Consider the following 17,012-nt stretch of genomic DNA (forward strand, 5'->3'; position numbering starts at 1 on the left):
CGTGGAGTTCAACCTCAATTTCGCCTGGATCGAAGCGGTCATGCTGGCCGGTGTGCGCATAGTGGCTTTTCTGGTCATCGCACCGCCGTTTTCCTACCGTGCTTTTCCGGCCCGCATCAAAGCTATGCTCGCCATCGGACTGGCCCTGGCCGTCTCACCGCGGGTCACCGCCGAGTACGTCTCCCAGGACACCGCCGGGTTCGTCGGAGCCCTGATCCTGGAAATCCTGGTCGGCGCCACCCTGGGCTTCCTGGTCTTTCTCGTTTTCGCCGCCGTGCAGTCCGCCGGTGGCCTCATCGACATGTTCAGCGGATTCCAGATGGCGCAGGGTTTCGACCCGCAGTCGATGGTCAACGGCGCCCAATTCACCCGACTGTTCCAGATGACCGCCCTCGCACTCATGTTCGCCTCTGGCGCCTACCAACTCGTGCTCGGCGGTCTGTTTCGCAGCTACACCGCCATTCCGCTCGGCTCGGGCATCGACCTGGCCGCGCCAGCCCAGGCCATGATCGCCGCTACCACCCAGATGTTCCTCGCCGCCGTGCAGATCGCCGGCCCGCTGCTCGTCGTGCTGTTTCTAGCGGATGCCGGCCTCGGCCTGCTCACTCGGGTCGCCCCCGCGCTCAACGCGTTCGCCCTCGGCTTTCCGCTGAAGATCCTCATCACGCTGAGCCTCGCCGCGACGGTGTTCGTGGCCCTGCCGCGCATCGTCTCTTCCCTCACCGGGCAGGCCCTCGATGCGCTCATGGGGGTGAGGTAGTGTCCGACACCGATTCCGGCGAAAAGACCGAACAAGCCACCCAAAAACGTATGAAGAGGGTGCGCGAAAAGGGCGAACTCTCCAAATCGCAGGATGTCACCGCCTGGCTCGGCGTTGGCGCGGCCGGTCTCATGCTGCCAGTCACCATCGCGGCCGGCGGCGATGCGGGCACGGACCAGATGTATCTGATCGGCACGCTCGCCCGCAATCCAGATCCCAGCGTGGCCGTTGAAGCCCTCGGCAACGGGCTGGCTTCGCTGACCGATATTCTCACGCCGTTTTTCGTCGTGGTGCTCGTCGTCGTGCTGGGCGGAGCAATGCTGCAGGGCGGCATCCACTTCAAGAAATTCGCCGGAAAGTTCGAGCAGTTCAATCTCGTCACGGGCATGAAACGCGTGTTCGGCACCCAGGCACTCTGGGAAGGCGTCAAGGTTCTCGCCAAGACGGCCGCCGTGGGCTTCGTACTGTACTCGGTGATTCAGGGCCTGATGCCGGTGCTGCTGACCGCCGGAGGGCTGCCGGTTTCTGAATTGCTCATCGCGGCCGGCGGCGGAACGGCCGCGCTGCTGCAGGCCGCCGTCGCGGCCGGCCTCGTGCTCGCTGCCGCCGACATCTTCGTCATCATGAAACGCAACCGCAAGAAAACCATGATGACGAAAAAAGAGGTCAAGGACGAGAACAAGGCCTCGGAGGGCGACCCGCTGATCAAATCGCAGCGCCGCTCCCGGCAGCTGATGATGAGCCGCAACCGCATGATCGCCTCGGTGACCGATGCCAATGTCGTGCTGGTAAACCCCACCCACGTGGCCGTCGCCCTCAAATACGAGCCGGGCAAATCGGCGCCGCGTGTGGTCGCCAAGGGGGTCGGTCATGTGGCCGCTCGCATCCGCGCGCAGGCCGACACCGATCACGTTCCCATCGTGCAGGACGTGCCGCTCGCGCGGGCGCTGCACGCTGCGTGCGAGATCGGCGACGAGATACCCACGGAACTGTACAACGCCGTCGCCAGGGTGCTCGCCTTCGTCATGGCACTGAAGAAGCGGGGGAGCACGGCGGGAACCCACACCATGAGCGCACTGGCCGCTGCACCGTTTGCTCCATCATCCTCATCAACACCGCAGACTGCCGGAGGCCGTTCGTGAATCGCAATCTCATCAAGCTCGCCGTTCCGGTCGGCGTGGTCGGCATCATTCTGCTGCTGGTCGTGCCGATTCCGGCCGGTCTGCTCGACATCCTGATCATCCTGAACATCATGCTGGGCCTGGTCACCCTGCTCACCACCATGTTCGTGAAGAAGCCGCTGGACTTCTCGGTATTTCCGTCACTGCTGCTGGTGGCGACCCTGTTTCGTCTCGGTCTCAACGTGGCATCCACTCGTCTGGTTTTGGGCGAAGGCTATGCCGGCCAGGTGATCGAGGCGTTCGGGCACGTCGCCGTCGGCGGCTCGATCATCATCGGTGCCGTCATCTTTCTGATTCTTGTCGTCATCCAGTTCGTTGTCGTCACCAAGGGTGCCGAGCGTGTGGCCGAGGTCGGGGCTCGATTCACCCTCGACGCCATGCCGGGCAAGCAGATGGCCATCGACGCCGACCTCAACGCCGGCCTGATCACGGATGCGCAGGCCAAGGATCGTCGAGCTGAAGTCTCGGCCGAGGCCGACTTCTACGGCGCCATGGACGGTGCGTCGAAGTTCGTCAAGGGTGACGCGATCGCCGGCCTGATCATCATCATCATCAACATCATCGGCGGCATCGCGATCGGCATGCTGCAGCGGGGTTTGGAGATCGGCGAGGCGGTCAACACCTACGCCCTGCTGACCATCGGTGACGGCCTCGTCACCCAGATTCCGGCACTGCTCATGGCGGTCTCCACCGGTATGATCGTCACCCGCTCGAACGCGGAGACCGACATCGGTTCGACGGCATCCGCTCAGCTGACGCAGTCGCGGAACGCCTTGAACATCGCCGGTGCCGCAGCAGTGCTCATGGCGCTGATCCCTGGTATGCCGGTGCTGCCGTTCCTCATCGTGGGGATGGCGCTCATGCTGATCGCCCAACGAATCAAGGCCGGCGAAGTCAGCAAACAGGCGAGCATCGAGGCCAGCACGGCGTCGGAGAAGAGCGCTCCCAAGACCGACACCACCGAAGACCTGATCGAGCAGATGCGCGTGCACGCGCTTGAGATCATGCTTTCGCCTGACCTGGTCGATCTCGTCTCCGGCGCCTCCGACGACCTGCTCGCTCGGGTACGGGGCCTCCGGCGCAAAATCGCCATGGATCTTGGCGTGGTCGTGCCCCCGGTGCGTACCAGGGACAGCGTCGATCTGCCGTCGTCGACCTATGTGATTCGCATCGCCGGCGTCGAATATGGGCGCGGCCTGGCACCGGCCGGCAAAGTACTCGCCCTCGGCGACGCCCTGGACACCCTGCCGGGGCAGGTCACGATCGAGCCGGTGTTCGGCCTGGCTGGCAAGTGGGTGCCGAGCGAAATGCGGCACAGCGCCGAGATGACCGGAGCCACCGTGATCGACCGGGTCTCGGTCGTGGTCACCCACCTGTCTTCGATCATCACCACGAACGCGGCCCGACTACTCACCCGGGAAGACGTGCGAGTGCTCACGGATGGCGTCAAACAGGTCAATCCCTCGGCCGTCGACGATCTCATTCCCGGTCTGCTCTCCCTCGCCGAGGTGCAGCGGGTGTTGCAGGGCCTGCTGGTCGAGCAGATTCCGATCAACGACCTGCCGCGCATCTACGAGGCGCTCTCGCTGCGCGCGAAGGCCTCGAACGATGCCGAGGGTCTGGTCGAGGCCGCGCGGCAGGCGCTCGGCCCGGCGCTGACCGCACAGTATCTCGATGGCACGCTGCTGCGCGTGATCATGATCGACCCCACTCTCGAACAGTCCATGCTCGAGGGGTTGCGCCCCTCCGATCAGGGCACGCAGATTCTGATGGATCCGGCGCGCCTGGAGACGGTGCTCGCCTCGGTGCGCAGCTCGGTGGCCAAGGTGGAGGCGAGCGGCCAGACTGCTGTGCTGGTGTGCGCTCCGGCGCTGCGGCCAGCCATCCGCCGCCTCATCTCCACGCAGACCGGCGGTCTGCCGGTATTGTCGTATCAGGAAGTAACATCGGCGAATGTGACCATTGAGACAGTGGGTGTGGTCCGTGGAGCCGAAACGATTTCTGCTTGAAGGTCCGACCCTGCGGGAGCTGCAGGAACGCGTCGTCGCCGAGCACGGTGCCAACGCCACCATCATCGCCGCCGAACGGGTCACAGTCGGCGGGATCCGCGGATTCTTCGCGCGCCAGCACTACGAGATCACCGTCGAGGTGCTGGAGCCGGCAGAGCGTAAGAAGTCGGCGCATGCCGGCCTTGATATCTCGGCCCGGCTGGGTATAGCGGCGCTGCTCGACGACGCCGACGAGGCTGAATTCCAACTCCACCCGGCCCAGCCGTCGCCGCAGCTCTCGACGACCTCTGACGGTTTCGCCAAGCTCATGGACGAACTCACCTTCGCGACCGGCCGCGATGTGGTTCCGGATGCCGCACCCGAGCCGGTCGCGGACGCAGTTCCCGCCCGGGGCTCGGCACCAGCACCGAGCACCGCCCGCCCGGCGTTGGCCCGACCCCCGGTACCGGCCCCGCTCACTCGGCCCGGAGACCTGGTTCTGATCGTCGGGCTCGAGGAAGACCCACTCACGATCGCTCGTCTTATGCTGCGCGTGGCCGGTGCGGGCGAGCTGCGCATCGCCGGCACCCTGCTGGAGGAGCGCATCGAGCGGGTCGACGACCGGCGCGGTGCCATGCTGGCCAGAGCCCACGGCGTGGATATCGGCCACAGCACCTTCATCGCCTACGGCCTCGAACCCGCGTCCGACGCTCTCGCTCGAGCGGCAACCCTCACCGCAATCGGTGCCGACCAGGTTTGGGTGGTCGTCGACGCGAGTCGAAAACCCGAGGACACCATCCGCTGGGTCAATATGGTCGTCACCGCCATTCAGGTGCACGCCGTGGCCGCGCTCGGTCGCCAATTCACGACCTCGCCGGCCACCGTCGACGACCTGGGACTGCCGGTGGAGTGGATGGACGGGCGGGTCGCGGCGGCGCCGACCGGCCGCCGGGCTGCACCGCCGCATTCTCGACCCACCGAGCGCGAACGGTAGGCTGGAACGATGCTCGTTCTGACACGCAAACCGGGGGAAAAGATCCTCATCGGTGACGATATCGTCATCACCGTGCTTGACGCCCGCGGCGACAGTGTGCGCATCGGCATCGACGCACCGCGGGGCGTGAAGATTCAACGCGACGAGGTCGTGCGCGCGGTCAGCGAGGCAAACCTCGCGGCGAGCCACATCGACACCGCCGCCGAAGATCGCATCAAACGATCCCTCGGCGTTCTCGCCGCGCTGCAGTCGGCCCAGTCGGCCCAGTCGCGCCAGGCGCAGCCAGCACCCGCAGTAACACCGGAAGCGCCGATACCGGCCCCAGCGCCGGAATGAGCCGAGCCCCGGCCCAAGCCGGCTCTGCCGCACCCGCCGACACACGCCTGAGCGGTCAGCGCAAGCGCAGCATCCGCTTTGACGTGCGTTTGTCGTAGTGCTCACTCGTTGACATGGCCCCGCAGCTCGTCGATCTCTCGGCGCTCGCGCTTGGTCGGGCGCCCGGCGCCGCGGTCGCGCATCGGCACGAGTGCGACCTCTTCGCGGGGCGGTGGCGGGGGAGTCTTGTCGACGTAGCACTCGGCGGCGATCACGGCGCCGACCCGTTTGACCACGAGACGCGACACAATCAGCACCCGGTCGAAACCGTCGCTGCGCACACGAACCTCATCACCGATGTGCAGGGCCTGCGCGGCTTTGGCTTTGTCGCCGTTCACCCGCACGTGCCCGGCGCGGCAGGCGGTTGTGGCCATCGATCGGGTTTTGAACAAGCGCACGCCCCAGCTCCAACTGTCGACGCGGGCAGAGGTAAGCTCCATCCCTTCACTCTAGCCAACGGGCCGAGTCGAAACTCAGCCGCCCTGCCGCACCCAGAGGATCAGCAGCATGGTCACGACAAAACCCGTGAAGAAATTGAGCCAGAGAAATCGTTTCCAGCCGCGGTTGGCGCTCTCGGACAGCTCGTCACTGACCGACCAGAACGGCAGCGCCGCCAAAATGTAGGGAAAGGACAGCACCGCGGCGAGCGGCCCTGGCCAGGGGGTGGCGAGCATCAGCAGACCGGCCAGACCCCAGAAGGTGATCGCGAGGCGCACCGTCGGCCAGGCGCCGAGCGCTGTCGCGATGGACGCGATTCCGGCCTGGCGGTCGGGCTCGACGTCCTGCACGGCACCGAAGGCGTGGCTGGCCATGCCCCACAGAAAGAAGGCGGCGAGCAGGGCCAGCAGCCCGAAGTTCACGGTGGCACCGGCCACGACGAGGCCATAGATGGCGGGGCTGACAAAGTGGGTGCTCGAGGTGATCGAGTCCAGAATGGGCCGTTCCTTGAACCGCAACCCGCGCACCGAGTACGCCACCACAGCGAACAGGCTGACGGCAAGCACGACCCAGGAGAGCGGATGTCCAGCCCCCACCAACCACACCATCGCACCGCCGACAAGCACACAGCTGAGGACGCCCGCGGCAATCACCGTTCGGTGCAGTGCGGGGTGCAGCAGTGCCCCCTCGGCGCCGCCCTTCCGGGGGTTTCGCAAATCGGACTCGTAATCAAAAACATCGTTGATGCCGTACATCAGCAGGTTGTACGGAATCAGAAAGAACAGTGTGCCCACGATCAGCGTCGCGTCCACACGCCCGGTGGTCACAACGTAGGCGGCGGCAAACGGAAAAGCCGTGTTGATCCAGCTGAGCGGCCGCGACGACTGCACAACCTGCCGGGCCTTCCACCCTGAAGTGCCGAGCTGCTCAGTCATCCGTTTGTCCTAACCTGGTGCCGCCCACCAATGTCCACAGCGCCGGAAGCAGAATCGCCGCGGCGAGCGGGTAGGCAAAATCTTCGATCGGGGCGAGAAGAACGAACAGGCCCGAAATGTGCTCCGGGTCATAGCTGAACAATCCAGCCCTAATCATCAGGTTATCGAACAGGGCCGTGAGTACCAGGGTCAGCAGCAGCGCGGAGGCAACGCCCGCAACGAAGCGGGCCGAAATCAACCGGCGTAGGGCGGCCACTGCGGCTACGAGTGCGGCGACGGCGAGAAAGACCGCGTTCAGGAGCAGGTAGGTCACTTGGTAGCCCGCCGGCCCTGAACCAGCCGGGCCCCCTGCACCAGGTTCATGGTGAGGTAGCAGAGAAAAGTGAGAAAGAAGAATTCCTCGAGCGGCAGTTCCGGCGCCAGCTGCACGCCGGTCATCAGCGATGTTTCCCCGCGGTAGAAGATGCCCAGGCCGATGCCGGCGAGGTCCCAACCGAGAAAGAACAGCACACCGATACCGAGCACCAGGGCTGCCCGGCCGGGCGAACGCCAGAAGAACAGCCGAAAACGCCAGTCCAGCACCACCATGCCTCCAAGCGAGACCAGCAGCGTCAGCAGGTACAGAACGCTCACGAGGGCGGCGCAGACTCCGCTGGGGTGTCGGAATATCCTCCGAATCCTCCGAATCCTCCGAATCCTCCGAACCCACCAGGCACGGCCGGCCGGCCTGGCCGGGCCGGCAGCGGTTCGGGCAGCGGTCCGGTGGTGGTGTCGTGGCGTATCCGCTTGAGCAGAATTTCGGCGCTGATCAGGCACATCGGCAGTCCGATGCCGGGAATCGTGGTACCGCCAGCGTAATACAGGCCGGAAATCTTCTTCGACATATTCGATCCGCGCATGAAGGCGCTCTGTCGTAGCGTGTGGGCCGGCCCGAGAGCGCCGCCCTTCCAGCTATTCAGGTCGTCGGCGAAGTCGGCCGGGCCGACGGTGCGTCGCACCGTGATGCGGGCGGCGAGGTCGGGGATTCCGGCCCACTGGGCGACCTGCGCGATGGCGGCATCCGCAATCAGCTCGATCGTGACTGAACCGGCACCGTTGATGCCGCCGGCACCGAGGGTCACATCGGCCGGAACGGGCACGAGCACGAACAGGTTGCTGTCGCCGGTCGGTGCGACTGAGGGGTCGGTCGCGCTCGGCATGCAGACGTACAGCGACGCGGGCGACGGCACCGATGTCGTCTTACCGAAGATCTGGCCGAAGTTCTTGCCCCAGTCCGTCGTGAAAAACAGTGAGTGGTGTTGCAGCTGGGGGAGCTCACCGCTCACGCCGAGCATGACCAACACGGCTCCCGGGCCCGACCGGCGCTTCTGCCACCAGCGTTCCGGGTAGGTCTGCAATGCGGTCGGCAGCAATTCGGTTTCGGTGTGGTGCAGGTCGGCGGCCGAGACGACGCTTTCGGAGTCGAGGCTCACCGATTGCCCAGCGGAATCCCGGAAGCTGACCCCGGCGACGGTTTTGTCACCGTTCACCCGAACAGCTGTGACCGTAGCTTCGGTGATCACTCGAACGCCTTCGGATCGGGCTATCGCTGCGATGCTGTCGATCAGCGTGCTGAATCCGCCCTGCGGGTAAAGCACTCCGTCGGCGAGGTCGAGATGACTCATCAGGTGATACATCGACGGCGTGAGGTTGGGCGCCGAACCCAGGAAGACCGCGGGGTACCCGAGAATCTGACGCAGCCGTGCGTCAGTCACGAAGCCCGCGACGAATTTGTCGAGTGGTTGCAGCAGCAGGCGCGCCAGTCGCCCGAGCCGGCGCAGTACGTCGGGCACCAGGAACGGGCGGAACGATTCGTAGCTCGAATACAGAAATCGCTTCACGGCCATGTCATAGGTTTCGGTCGCCGAGTCGAGATACCGATCGAGCGCCCGTCCTGCCCCCGGCTGCACCGATTCAAACAAGCGGATGTTTGCGGCCCGGTCGGCGCGAATATCCACCGGAACAGGGTCACCCTCAAAGAGCACCCGGTAGCCGGGGTCGAGTTTCACGAGGTCGAGCTGCTCGGCCACGCTGGAGCCGAACAAACGGTAGAAGTGCTCGAACACCTCCGGCATCAGGTACCACGATGGGCCCGTGTCGAAGCGAAATCCTTCGGTCTCCCAGAGGCCGGCCCGGCCGCCGAGTTCGGCGCGGGATTCCAGGAGGGTGACGTCGTGGCCTTCCCTGGCAAGCAGGGCGGCGCTGGCCAGACCGGCGATCCCGCCGCCGATCACGATAGTGCGTGTCATCGCTTCCACGCGCCGCGGCCGATGGTGGAGTTCAGGGCGATCATTAGTTTCTCTCCATCCGGCACCCGCACGCGGGAGCGCAATAACTGGTTGGCCGGGGTCGACCGCAGCCGTCGGGACAGCCGGGTGAACAGGCCCTGTGCGGCGGCGACGGCGCGCCGGCAGCCAGCAGGCAGCAGCGGCAGAACGGCACTGGCAATTGCGAGGTCGGCATCGATGTCGTCGAGGATCACGTTCTTCTGCGCGTCGGTGAGGTGCAGCGGGTCGATCCCCGGAAAATAATTGCGGCCGAGGACCTCGCGATCACAGGACAAGTCGCGCAGAAAATTGATCTTCTGAAAAGCCGCGCCGAGGTGGCGTGCACCGTCTTCGAGCACACTGAGTTCGGAGTCGTTGCGCGGGGACCAGTGCACGAAAGTGCGCAGGCACATGAGCCCGATCACCTCGGCTGAACCGTAAATGTACTCGGCTACGCCCTCGGCGCTGAACGGGGTCGGGTCAAGGTCACGGCGCATCGACGCGAAGAAGGGGGCGATCAGGCTGGAGTCGATTCCGCACTGCCTGGCCGTAGCGGCAAAGGCGTGCACGACCAGATTGGTGCTGTAACCACGCACGATGGCACGTTCGGTTTCTAGTTCGAGTTCGTCGAGCAGCTGCCGCTGTTCCTCTATCCCGACGCCGGCCTCGGTGGCGGCTCCGTCGACGATCTCGTCGGCGATGCGCACGAGGGCATAGATCGTTCGTACCGGGGTGCGCACCCGGGAGTCGAGCAGCCGGGCGGCAAGGCCGAACGACGTGGAATAGTGTCCGATCACCGTCGCGGAACTGGCCCGCGCGGTCTCCGCGTATTTGAGCAGATTCGTGTCAGAGACCGTTCGAGCCGATACAGCTCGCAGCGGCGTCATCAGCGGGCCCGATTCACGGCGGCCTCGGCCAACTCGATCAGGGTTGCCCGCAGCTCGGCGGGAATGATCGCCGGGTCGAGCGTGTCGACTGCCAGTCGAGAATGGTCGTAGGCCAGCCCCTCAGCGGCCGCTTTCGCACCGCAGGCGCGCAGGTGCTCCCGCGCCCGTTCCGCTTCCTCCTCGCTGAGGTCGATCTTGCCGAGATACGGTGCAATCAGCGACCAGCTCTCGGTGCCGCCGGCGTGGGCGATCAGCGCGGTCTGCTTGCCCTCGCGCAGGTCGGCGGTGACGCTCTTGCCGGTCTTGACCGGGTCGCCGAACACCCCGAGCAGATCGTCGGTGAGCTGAAAGGCCACCCCGACGAGACGTCCGTACCGCCCGAGCAGGCGAATCGCCTCGGCCGAGGCTCCGGCAAGCACCGCCCCGGCTTGGAGCGGCGCTTCGAAGGAGTAGACGGCGGTTTTGTTCTCCAGGGTGGTGATGACCTCCTCCACGCTGAGCGGATGCTGCGCCGAACTGTTGGTCACGTCGGCCAATTCCCCGGCGGCCGAGACGAACACCGCCCGGTCGAGCAGGTCGAGCAGCCGCAGCCTGGTGTGCACGTCGACCGGCAGCTTGGCCAGCGCACGATGCGCCTCACTGAGCGCCAGGTCGCCAGCGAGAATAGCGGCCGCCGCCGCCCAGACCCCGGCCTGGTCGGCAACGGCTCCGTGCGCGAGCGCCCGGTCGTTGAAACGCCCGGCAATGTTGGCGACCCCGCGACGCGCCAGGTCGCGATCGATGACATCGTCGTGAATCAGAAATGCCGTGTGCAGCAGCTCAAAGCTCACGGCGACCGGTGCTACCAGGGACTGATCACGACCACCGAAACCGGCATAGGCGGCGAGCACGAGCGCGGGGCGCACGCGCTTGCCGCCACTGCTGGCCTGCTCCAGGGAATCCCACAACGCCACATAGTGCTCGCCGTAGTCGCTCGCGCGCAGTCGTGCGGCCGCGAAAAACCGGGTCAGATCGGTTTCGACGCCCGTCGCAACCGTGTCAAGCACGAAAAGTGTCCAGCTGCTGCACCTGCAGAGCCATCCACGGGCTGAACGCCCACGGGGCATCCGTCACTGCCCGGTACAGGTCTGCGGGGCGGGTCCAGGCGTATTCGGCGACCTCGTCGGGGTTCGGCGTGGGTTCGGCGACGGTCGTGGCCAGATAGACGGGACAGATCTCGTTCTCGACGATGCCATTACTGTCGGTGGCACGGTACCGAAACAGGGGGAGTGCGAGATCGATGTGGTCGAGGTCGAGCCCGAGTTCAAATCCGGCCCGGCGTGTGACGGCCTGCGTCAGCGGTTCGGTGGGAAGCGGATGCCCACAAAACGAGTTGGTCCAGACACCCGGCCAAGCCTTCTTGGTCAGCGCCCGTCGAGTGACGAGCACTTCGCCGAGCGGATTGAGGACATAACACGAGAACGCCAGGTGCAGGACGGTGTCCGATCCGTGGATGCTGTGCTTCGGCGCGGTACCAATGTGGCGGCCCTCGTCATCGAGGAGGATTACGTGCTCATCAAGGGTATTGGCGGTGTGCACGTGTGCTCCCCTTCTCTTTTTAACCTTAACATGATCGGAAATAACTAACCAAGTTAGCGACTGCCCACGTTACCATGGGGATATGTCCCACGATGAGAGTAACCCCCCAGCGCCCGGGACGTACTGGTACGACCCCAAGAACGCCGGAGTTTCTTCGGCCATGGAGGTTTTGCGTGCCGTGCGCCGGTTTCGCGTGGCCGACGCCGCGATGCGTCACCGCGCCCAGGCTGAGATGCAGATCAATGAAACAGACCTGATGGCCATCCGTCACCTCATCGCCTGCGAACGCCAAAACCGCGTCGCCAGCCCCAAGGATCTCAGCGAATTCCTGAACATCTCGTCGGCCGCCACCGCGAAGCTCCTCTCCAGACTCACGGCGTCTGGCCACATTCGCCGGGAGGTGAACCCGGATGACGGTCGGGCCCAGCGCCTGTTCGCTACCTCGTCCTCGCACGAGCAGATGCGGCAGGCGCTGTCGGGCACGCACGAGCAGCTCATGCAGGTCGCCGTGGGGCTCGCCGCCGACCACCAGGCGGCCGTTGTGCATTTTCTTGACGCGATGAGCGCCATCGCCATGATGCCGCACCCGGACACAGTGGCCCGGGAAGCGGCGGCCGCTGCAGCGCCGGGCGGAGAGCCGGCATCCGCTTAAGATGGATCAGTGACTCAACTCTCTGCCACTGCGCCGAAATCTGCCGCCTCCTACGTTGAGGCCCTGTTGGCCTCGTACCCCGATTTTCCCAAGCCCGATATCCTGTTTCGCGACCTCAACCCGGTATTCGCCGACGCGGTGGCTTTTCGCGCGATCATCGACGACCTGGCCGACCAGCACCGAGGCCGATTCGATGCCGTAGCCGGTATCGAGGCTCGCGGTTTTCTGCTGGCGGCCGCTGTTGGGTACGCGGCGAACGTGGCTGTCCTGGCCGTGCGTAAGGGCGGCAAGCTGCCAGGCACCGTGCTGACCGAAGAATACGAGTTGGAATACGGCTCGGCCCGACTCGAACTCGAAATCGGCCAGCTGCCGGCCGGCAGCCGCGTTCTCATCCTTGACGACGTCCTCGCCACGGGAGGCACGATCGCGGCCACGAGCCGTCTCATCGATCGGGCCGGCTACACCCTCACCGGCGTCGGTGTCGTGCTCGAGCTGACCGACCTGCACGGTCGTGAGCGTCTGGGCACCACGGCGGTACACGCGATCATGTCGATCTAGGTCAGCTGAGCCAAATTTCGCACGAACCTCAGGGCTGCGTGGGGCATGCTTGGAGCATGACTGAGAGTTCGGGTGTCGATGCGAGCGTCGCGCGCGGGGCGGCCGTCCCGCCGGTCGGCCCGGGGCGGGACAGCGGCGACGCCTGGGTTCACGCTCCCGATGGTCGCAAATTCTGGGGCCGATTCGGTGCGGCCGGACTCCTCGTTCATCATCCGCGCCTCGGAGTGTTGCTGCAGCATCGCGCCGTCTGGAGTCATTTCGGCGATACGTGGGGGCTTCCGGGTGGAGCTCGCCACGAGAACGAAAGTGCGATCGACGCCGCCCTGCGCGAAGCAAGGGAAGAGGCCGGCGTGCCAGCGCACCTGGTGCAGGTCAAATTCACGTCCCTATTCGACCTAGGATTCTGGTCGTACACGACCGTCGTCGTGGAGGCGACCGAGGAGTTCGAACCGGTGATCAGCGACCAGGAGAGCATCGCCCTGCGCTGGGTTCCGGCTGGTTCCGTTGATCTGCTCGCCCTTCATCCCGGTTTCGCTGCCAGCTGGCCCACGCTGCGGGGGCGGCTGGATTGAAATCTGGCCCCACTCGATAGACTCTTTCTCGTGACGACGGCAGTGAACGGGGTGGTGAGCGATCGGGTGCTCACCCTGCCCAACGTGCTGAGCCTGCTGCGGCTGGTACTGGTGCCGGTTTTTCTCGTACTCCTCGCCCAGGGAGAGGATGCCTGGGCTTTGGTCGTGCTCAGCATCTCCAGTTTCACCGACTGGCTCGACGGGTTTCTCGCGCGGCGCTGGAACCAGATCACCCGCCTCGGCCAACTGCTGGACCCGGCCGCCGATCGCCTCTATATCTTTGCGGCTCTGATCGGACTCGCCTGGCGCGATCTGGTCCCGTGGTGGATTGTGTTGGTCATCGTGGGGCGTGACGTCTTTCTGCTGGCCTTGGGCGTCATCCTCGCAAACTATGGGTTTGGCCCGCTGCCGGTGCACCACCTCGGCAAGGTGGCGACCTTCTGCCTGTTCTACGCCCTGCCGATGATCATGCTCGGACAGGCCTTTCCTGCACTGGAATGGTGGTCGCAGCCGATGGGCTGGGCGTTCGGCCTCTGGGGCGCTTTTCTGTACTGGTGGGCCGGCATTATTTATGCCATTGAAACGATGCGAGTGATTCGGCTGCCAAGGGTCGCCCCGGGTGTATCTTCCGATACGCTGGAACGATAGGAGGTGCATGATGGTCGATCTAGCCGGAAAGAATAATTCCGAGGAGCAGAACGAGCCCGTGCCCACAGATCAGCCCGAAAACCCGACGACAGGCGAAGCAATGCCCAGCAAGGCGCAGTCCACCCCAGCATCCTCCACTCCTGGCTCCACCGGTGTCGAGACGCCCGGCGAATCGACCACGGTGCACGACATGCTCAGCACCGACACAACGATGAATTTCAGCCAGGAGTTCGCCGCCCAGATCGCGTCGATCAACTCGAACGTCACGGCCGAGGAACAGGAATCCATCGCCGCTCTGCCCTCCGGGTCGGCGCTCATGGTCGTTCGTCGCGGACCCAATGCCGGTGCCCGTTTTCTGCTGGACGCCGATCTCACGAGCGTCGGTCGCCACCCGAACGCCGACATCTTTCTCGACGACGTCACGGTCTCGCGTCGGCACGCCGAGTTCCTGCGTAACGGCACAACCTTCACGGTGAAAGACCTCGGCTCGCTCAACGGCACGTACTTCGATGGTGAGCGCATCGAAACCGCCGCTCTGACCGACGGCGCCGAGGTGCAGGTCGGCAAGTTTCGTCTCACCTTCTACGCGTCGCGCCTCGACCTCGCCCGCGCGGCGAGCGAGTAGTGGCGGCAAACTCCGCCCAGGCTCGTTCCGTGTCTGTGTCGGAAGCTCAAGGGCAAGCTCCGGGATCAGCGCCGCTGCTGAGTATCGGCCAGGTCTTGGCACGCCTCACCCCGGAATTCACCGAACTGACTCCGTCGAAGCTGCGCTTTCTCGAGGAACAGGGCCTCGTCGCCCCGGCCCGCACGGAATCCGGCTACCGCAAGTTCTGCACCAGCGACGTCGATCGCCTGCGACTGATCCTGTCGATGCAGCGCTATCAGTACCTTCCCTTGAAGGTCATCCGCTCCTATCTGGATGATCTGGATGCCGGGCTGTCGCCGGTCTTGCCTGGCGGAACCACCCCCGGAGCGTCGATGCTCGGCACGTCGCGTCGTCTCACCCGCGACGAACTGCTGCGCGAAGCCGGGGCATCCGCCACGCTCCTGCACGATGCTGTCTCCGCGTCGATCATTCTGCCCGCCGAACACTACGGCGACAGCGTGCTGCACGTGCTGCGGGCCCTCGTCGAGCTGCAACGCAGTGGAATCGAACCGCGGCACCTCCGAGGCTTTCGCGGTGCGGCGGAACGCGAACTCGGCCTCATCGAAAGTGCGCTCGTGCCGCTCGCCCGGCGTAAAGACGCCTCCAGCCGGGCGAAGGCAGCTGAAATGGCGGTCGAGATCGCCGGGCAACTCGAGGTCATTCGAGGCAGCCTGATTCGCTCCGCACTGGGCCGACTGACCAACTAGGTCGTAGACTGATTCAGGTTCAAGAGACACCGTCGTCGATTTGATCCGGTCGCTTCCTGGCGGGGCCGCCTGCACTCGACCGACACGCCAAATCGGTCACGCGAATGTCATGCTGCGAGGCACTTCACCTCGGTACCGTAGGTAGAGCGATCCACAGCAGGACATCGTCATAACATCAGTATTCCGTTCACATCCGCACCACAGATAATTCCGCAACACAGTGGCTTTACGCTCGCTTCATCGCAGCTGCAGGTCACGGCACCGCGTAACCCCCGAGAGGCAACCCATATGAGTGAGCTCAAGCCTGACGCTGACGCTTCGCGTTACTCGTTAGGACTGCTGTTCACCGATGGCATGCCCGAGCTTGATGAAAACTCCGGCTACCGCGGCGCTGTCGCCGCGCGTGCGGCCGGCATCAGCTACCGTCAGCTCGACTACTGGGCCCGCACCGGCCTGGTCGAACCCACAGTGCGTGGCGCGGCCGGTTCTGGTTCCCAGCGCCTCTACGGCTTTCGCGACATCCTCGTGCTCAAGCTTGTCAAACGTCTGCTCGACACCGGCATCTCTCTGCAACAGATTCGCACCGCGGTCAACCAGCTGCGCGAGTCGGGAATCAGCGACCTCGCCCAGACCACGCTCATGAGCGACGGCGCGAGCGTCTACCTGTGCACCTCCAACGATGAGGTCATCGACCTGGTCAGCCGCGGCCAGGGCGTCTTCGGGATCGCCGTGGGCAAAGTTCTCCGCGAGGTCGAGACTAGCCTGGTCGAACTCGACATGCATCCGGTCGACCCCGCCGACGAGCTCGCCGCCCGTCGTTCCACCCGCAAAATCTCCTAGCATCCGCTTTTCGGTCCCAGGTGCCCGCCATTCGCGGTGCGCTGGAATTCTGGCCAAGCTGCATCTGCGCAGAAGCCCAGGCTCGATTTAGCGACCTCGCAGAAGCCTAGGTTCGAACTAGACCGCAGGGGCCTCGGCGTACTCGCCGATGCGCGCCGTGCGCAGCACCCGGTCGAGCAACTGGTCGAAGTAGCCCGCCATCTCGAGCGCACTGTCGCCCGGCCAGATGTGCAGCGGCTTCGCGGCGCCCTGCGCCTGCTGCAGCGACGTACGCTCCGGCAGTTGCGGGCTGAGCACGAGCGGCCCAAACATGTCGCGTAACTCCTTGATGCGAAACTGGTGCTCGAGCGACGCCGTGCGGGCCCGGTTCACAATGATGCCGAGCGGCTGCAGGCGCGGGCTGAGGCCTCGGCGAATTTCTTCGATCGCGCGCAGCGCACGGTCTGCTGCAGCAACCGAGAACAGGCCGGGCTCTGTAACGACCGCGACGCGGTCGCTCGCGGCCCACGCGGTGCGGGTGAGGGCGTTGAGCGACGGTGCACAGTCGATGAGCACGAGCTCATAGTCTTTCTCGATCGTCGAGAGCGCTTCCTCGAGTTTCCAGATATCGCGGATGCTCGGGTGCGGCCCGTCAAAGTTGATCGCCGACGGACTGCCGATCATGACGTCGATCGTGCCGGGACGGTTGCGGGTCCAGCCGCTCGGGGCAATAGCCGCGCGCACCGTCTTTTCCTTGGGCGAGCCGAGAACATCGGCAACGTTGAGGTGACCGGCTACCTGGATATCCATACCGGTTGACACGTCAGACTGCGGATCGAGATCCACGACGAGTGTGCGCACGCCGCGGGCGAAGGCAGCAGAAGCCAGACCAAGGGTCACAGTGGTCTTGCCGACACCACCCTTGAGGGAACTTACGCTGAGTACGTGCATGAGTAGCAAGGTTACCT

The 17,012-nt window shown here is 65.0% G+C and carries 21 protein-coding genes; 12 read left to right on the forward strand and 9 right to left on the reverse strand.

Translation table 11 applies throughout. The annotated features are described in order from the left end of the window. Position 1 precedes the first annotated feature (1 nt). From CXY77_RS18005 to csrA, 5 genes are read left to right on the forward strand one after another with little or no spacing between them, the layout of a single operon-like run. Complete coding sequence (locus CXY77_RS18005; RefSeq protein WP_104130655.1) at positions 2–760, forward strand: flagellar biosynthetic protein FliR; 759 nt, start codon at positions 2–4, stop codon at positions 758–760. Next, a complete protein-coding gene (locus CXY77_RS18010; protein WP_092339729.1) occupies positions 760–1,902 on the forward strand; it encodes a flagellar biosynthesis protein FlhB in 1,143 nt (380 codons plus the stop codon). Before CXY77_RS18005 ends, CXY77_RS18010 begins: the two co-directional genes overlap by 1 nt. Further along, on the forward strand, positions 1,899–3,950 hold the full coding sequence (locus CXY77_RS18015; protein ID WP_104130656.1) for a flagellar biosynthesis protein FlhA: 2,052 nt from the start codon (positions 1,899–1,901) through the stop codon (positions 3,948–3,950). Before CXY77_RS18010 ends, CXY77_RS18015 begins: the two co-directional genes overlap by 4 nt. After that, complete coding sequence (locus CXY77_RS18020) at positions 3,925–4,923, forward strand: hypothetical protein (protein WP_104090707.1); 999 nt, start codon at positions 3,925–3,927, stop codon at positions 4,921–4,923. Before CXY77_RS18015 ends, CXY77_RS18020 begins: the two co-directional genes overlap by 26 nt. A gap of 9 nt (positions 4,924–4,932) precedes the next feature. Next, a complete protein-coding gene (gene csrA / locus CXY77_RS18025) occupies positions 4,933–5,259 on the forward strand; it encodes a carbon storage regulator CsrA (RefSeq protein WP_104130657.1) in 327 nt (108 codons plus the stop codon). A 101-nt stretch (positions 5,260–5,360) separates the two neighbouring features. Here the strand turns inward: csrA and CXY77_RS18030 are convergent, their stop codons facing one another. From CXY77_RS18030 to idi, 8 genes are read right to left on the reverse strand one after another with little or no spacing between them, the layout of a single operon-like run. Continuing rightward, positions 5,361–5,738, reverse strand: coding sequence for an RNA-binding S4 domain-containing protein (locus CXY77_RS18030; RefSeq protein ID WP_092339733.1), 378 nt, complete (start codon positions 5,736–5,738; stop codon positions 5,361–5,363). 33 nt (positions 5,739–5,771) lie between these two features. Next, a complete protein-coding gene (locus tag CXY77_RS18035) occupies positions 5,772–6,671 on the reverse strand; it encodes a prenyltransferase (RefSeq protein ID WP_104130658.1) in 900 nt (299 codons plus the stop codon). After that, positions 6,664–6,984, reverse strand: a complete 321-nt coding sequence (locus CXY77_RS18040) for a lycopene cyclase domain-containing protein (protein ID WP_092339735.1) — start codon at positions 6,982–6,984, stop codon at positions 6,664–6,666. The genes CXY77_RS18035 and CXY77_RS18040 overlap by 8 nt, the downstream gene beginning before the upstream one ends. Then, positions 6,981–7,304 carry a lycopene cyclase domain-containing protein gene (locus tag CXY77_RS18045; protein WP_092339736.1) on the reverse strand — a complete coding sequence of 108 codons (324 nt, stop codon included), beginning with the start codon at positions 7,302–7,304 and terminating at the stop codon, positions 6,981–6,983. Before CXY77_RS18045 ends, CXY77_RS18040 begins: the two co-directional genes overlap by 4 nt. Continuing rightward, the gene (crtI, locus tag CXY77_RS18050) at positions 7,301–8,959 is read right to left on the reverse strand and encodes a phytoene desaturase family protein (protein WP_104130659.1); all 1,659 of its coding nucleotides are present in this window, start codon (positions 8,957–8,959) and stop codon (positions 7,301–7,303) included. The genes CXY77_RS18045 and crtI overlap by 4 nt, the downstream gene beginning before the upstream one ends. Beyond that, complete coding sequence (locus CXY77_RS18055) at positions 8,956–9,864, reverse strand: squalene/phytoene synthase family protein (RefSeq protein ID WP_092339738.1); 909 nt, start codon at positions 9,862–9,864, stop codon at positions 8,956–8,958. The genes crtI and CXY77_RS18055 overlap by 4 nt, the downstream gene beginning before the upstream one ends. Next, positions 9,864–10,910 carry a polyprenyl synthetase family protein gene (locus tag CXY77_RS18060; protein WP_158252881.1) on the reverse strand — a complete coding sequence of 349 codons (1,047 nt, stop codon included), beginning with the start codon at positions 10,908–10,910 and terminating at the stop codon, positions 9,864–9,866. Before CXY77_RS18060 ends, CXY77_RS18055 begins: the two co-directional genes overlap by 1 nt. Beyond that, positions 10,903–11,442 carry an isopentenyl-diphosphate Delta-isomerase gene (gene idi / locus CXY77_RS18065; protein WP_092339740.1) on the reverse strand — a complete coding sequence of 180 codons (540 nt, stop codon included), beginning with the start codon at positions 11,440–11,442 and terminating at the stop codon, positions 10,903–10,905. Before idi ends, CXY77_RS18060 begins: the two co-directional genes overlap by 8 nt. Positions 11,443–11,524: 82 nt before the next feature. Here idi and CXY77_RS18070 point away from each other — a divergent pair, with 82 nt between their 5' ends. From CXY77_RS18070 to CXY77_RS18100, 7 genes are all read left to right on the forward strand, one after another. Then, positions 11,525–12,094 (forward strand): MarR family winged helix-turn-helix transcriptional regulator, encoded by a 570-nt coding sequence (locus tag CXY77_RS18070; protein WP_092339741.1) that lies wholly within the window; start codon positions 11,525–11,527, stop codon positions 12,092–12,094. Between the two features lie 9 nt (positions 12,095–12,103). Further along, positions 12,104–12,652 (forward strand): adenine phosphoribosyltransferase, encoded by a 549-nt coding sequence (locus CXY77_RS18075; RefSeq protein WP_092339742.1) that lies wholly within the window; start codon positions 12,104–12,106, stop codon positions 12,650–12,652. Positions 12,653–12,708: 56 nt separating this feature from the next. Continuing rightward, positions 12,709–13,224: an NUDIX domain-containing protein gene (locus CXY77_RS18080; protein ID WP_092339743.1), complete on the forward strand. Its 516-nt coding sequence runs from the start codon at positions 12,709–12,711 to the stop codon at positions 13,222–13,224. Between the two features lie 30 nt (positions 13,225–13,254). Then, on the forward strand, positions 13,255–13,872 hold the full coding sequence (locus CXY77_RS18085; protein WP_233197507.1) for a CDP-alcohol phosphatidyltransferase family protein: 618 nt from the start codon (positions 13,255–13,257) through the stop codon (positions 13,870–13,872). A 190-nt stretch (positions 13,873–14,062) separates the two neighbouring features. Continuing rightward, a complete protein-coding gene (locus CXY77_RS18090) occupies positions 14,063–14,497 on the forward strand; it encodes an FHA domain-containing protein (protein WP_092339870.1) in 435 nt (144 codons plus the stop codon). A gap of 29 nt (positions 14,498–14,526) precedes the next feature. Next, positions 14,527–15,225 carry a MerR family transcriptional regulator gene (locus CXY77_RS18095; protein ID WP_369827364.1) on the forward strand — a complete coding sequence of 233 codons (699 nt, stop codon included), beginning with the start codon at positions 14,527–14,529 and terminating at the stop codon, positions 15,223–15,225. A 288-nt stretch (positions 15,226–15,513) separates the two neighbouring features. Further along, entirely contained in the window at positions 15,514–16,065 is a 552-nt protein-coding gene (locus CXY77_RS18100; protein ID WP_092339744.1) for a MerR family transcriptional regulator, read from the forward strand. Positions 16,066–16,182: 117 nt separating this feature from the next. Here the strand turns inward: CXY77_RS18100 and CXY77_RS18105 are convergent, their stop codons facing one another. Next, positions 16,183–16,995, reverse strand: coding sequence for a ParA family protein (locus CXY77_RS18105; protein ID WP_092339745.1), 813 nt, complete (start codon positions 16,993–16,995; stop codon positions 16,183–16,185). Positions 16,996–17,012 lie beyond the last annotated feature (17 nt).

Source organism: Cryobacterium sp. N21 (genome assembly GCF_002929575.1).
Taxonomy (GTDB): Bacteria; Actinomycetota; Actinomycetes; order Actinomycetales; family Microbacteriaceae; genus Cryobacterium; species Cryobacterium flavum.

What these genes read in the sequence shown, in the direction of transcription:
- CXY77_RS18030 (WP_092339733.1), bottom strand. Translation starts at nt 5,738, where the DNA reads ATGGAGCTTACCTCTGCCCGCGTCGACAGTTGGAGCTGGGGCGTGCGC.
- crtI (WP_104130659.1), bottom strand. Translation starts at nt 8,959, where the DNA reads ATGACACGCACTATCGTGATCGGCGGCGGGATCGCCGGTCTGGCCAGC.
- CXY77_RS18080 (WP_092339743.1), top strand. Translation starts at nt 12,709, where the DNA reads ATGACTGAGAGTTCGGGTGTCGATGCGAGCGTCGCGCGCGGGGCGGCC.
- CXY77_RS18055 (WP_092339738.1), bottom strand. Translation starts at nt 9,864, where the DNA reads ATGACGCCGCTGCGAGCTGTATCGGCTCGAACGGTCTCTGACACGAAT.
- CXY77_RS18100 (WP_092339744.1), top strand. Translation starts at nt 15,514, where the DNA reads ATGAGTGAGCTCAAGCCTGACGCTGACGCTTCGCGTTACTCGTTAGGA.
- CXY77_RS18035 (WP_104130658.1), bottom strand. Translation starts at nt 6,671, where the DNA reads ATGACTGAGCAGCTCGGCACTTCAGGGTGGAAGGCCCGGCAGGTTGTG.
- CXY77_RS18070 (WP_092339741.1), top strand. Translation starts at nt 11,525, where the DNA reads ATGTCCCACGATGAGAGTAACCCCCCAGCGCCCGGGACGTACTGGTAC.
- CXY77_RS18105 (WP_092339745.1), bottom strand. Translation starts at nt 16,995, where the DNA reads ATGCACGTACTCAGCGTAAGTTCCCTCAAGGGTGGTGTCGGCAAGACC.
- csrA (WP_104130657.1), top strand. Translation starts at nt 4,933, where the DNA reads ATGCTCGTTCTGACACGCAAACCGGGGGAAAAGATCCTCATCGGTGAC.
- CXY77_RS18090 (WP_092339870.1), top strand. Translation starts at nt 14,063, where the DNA reads ATGCTCAGCACCGACACAACGATGAATTTCAGCCAGGAGTTCGCCGCC.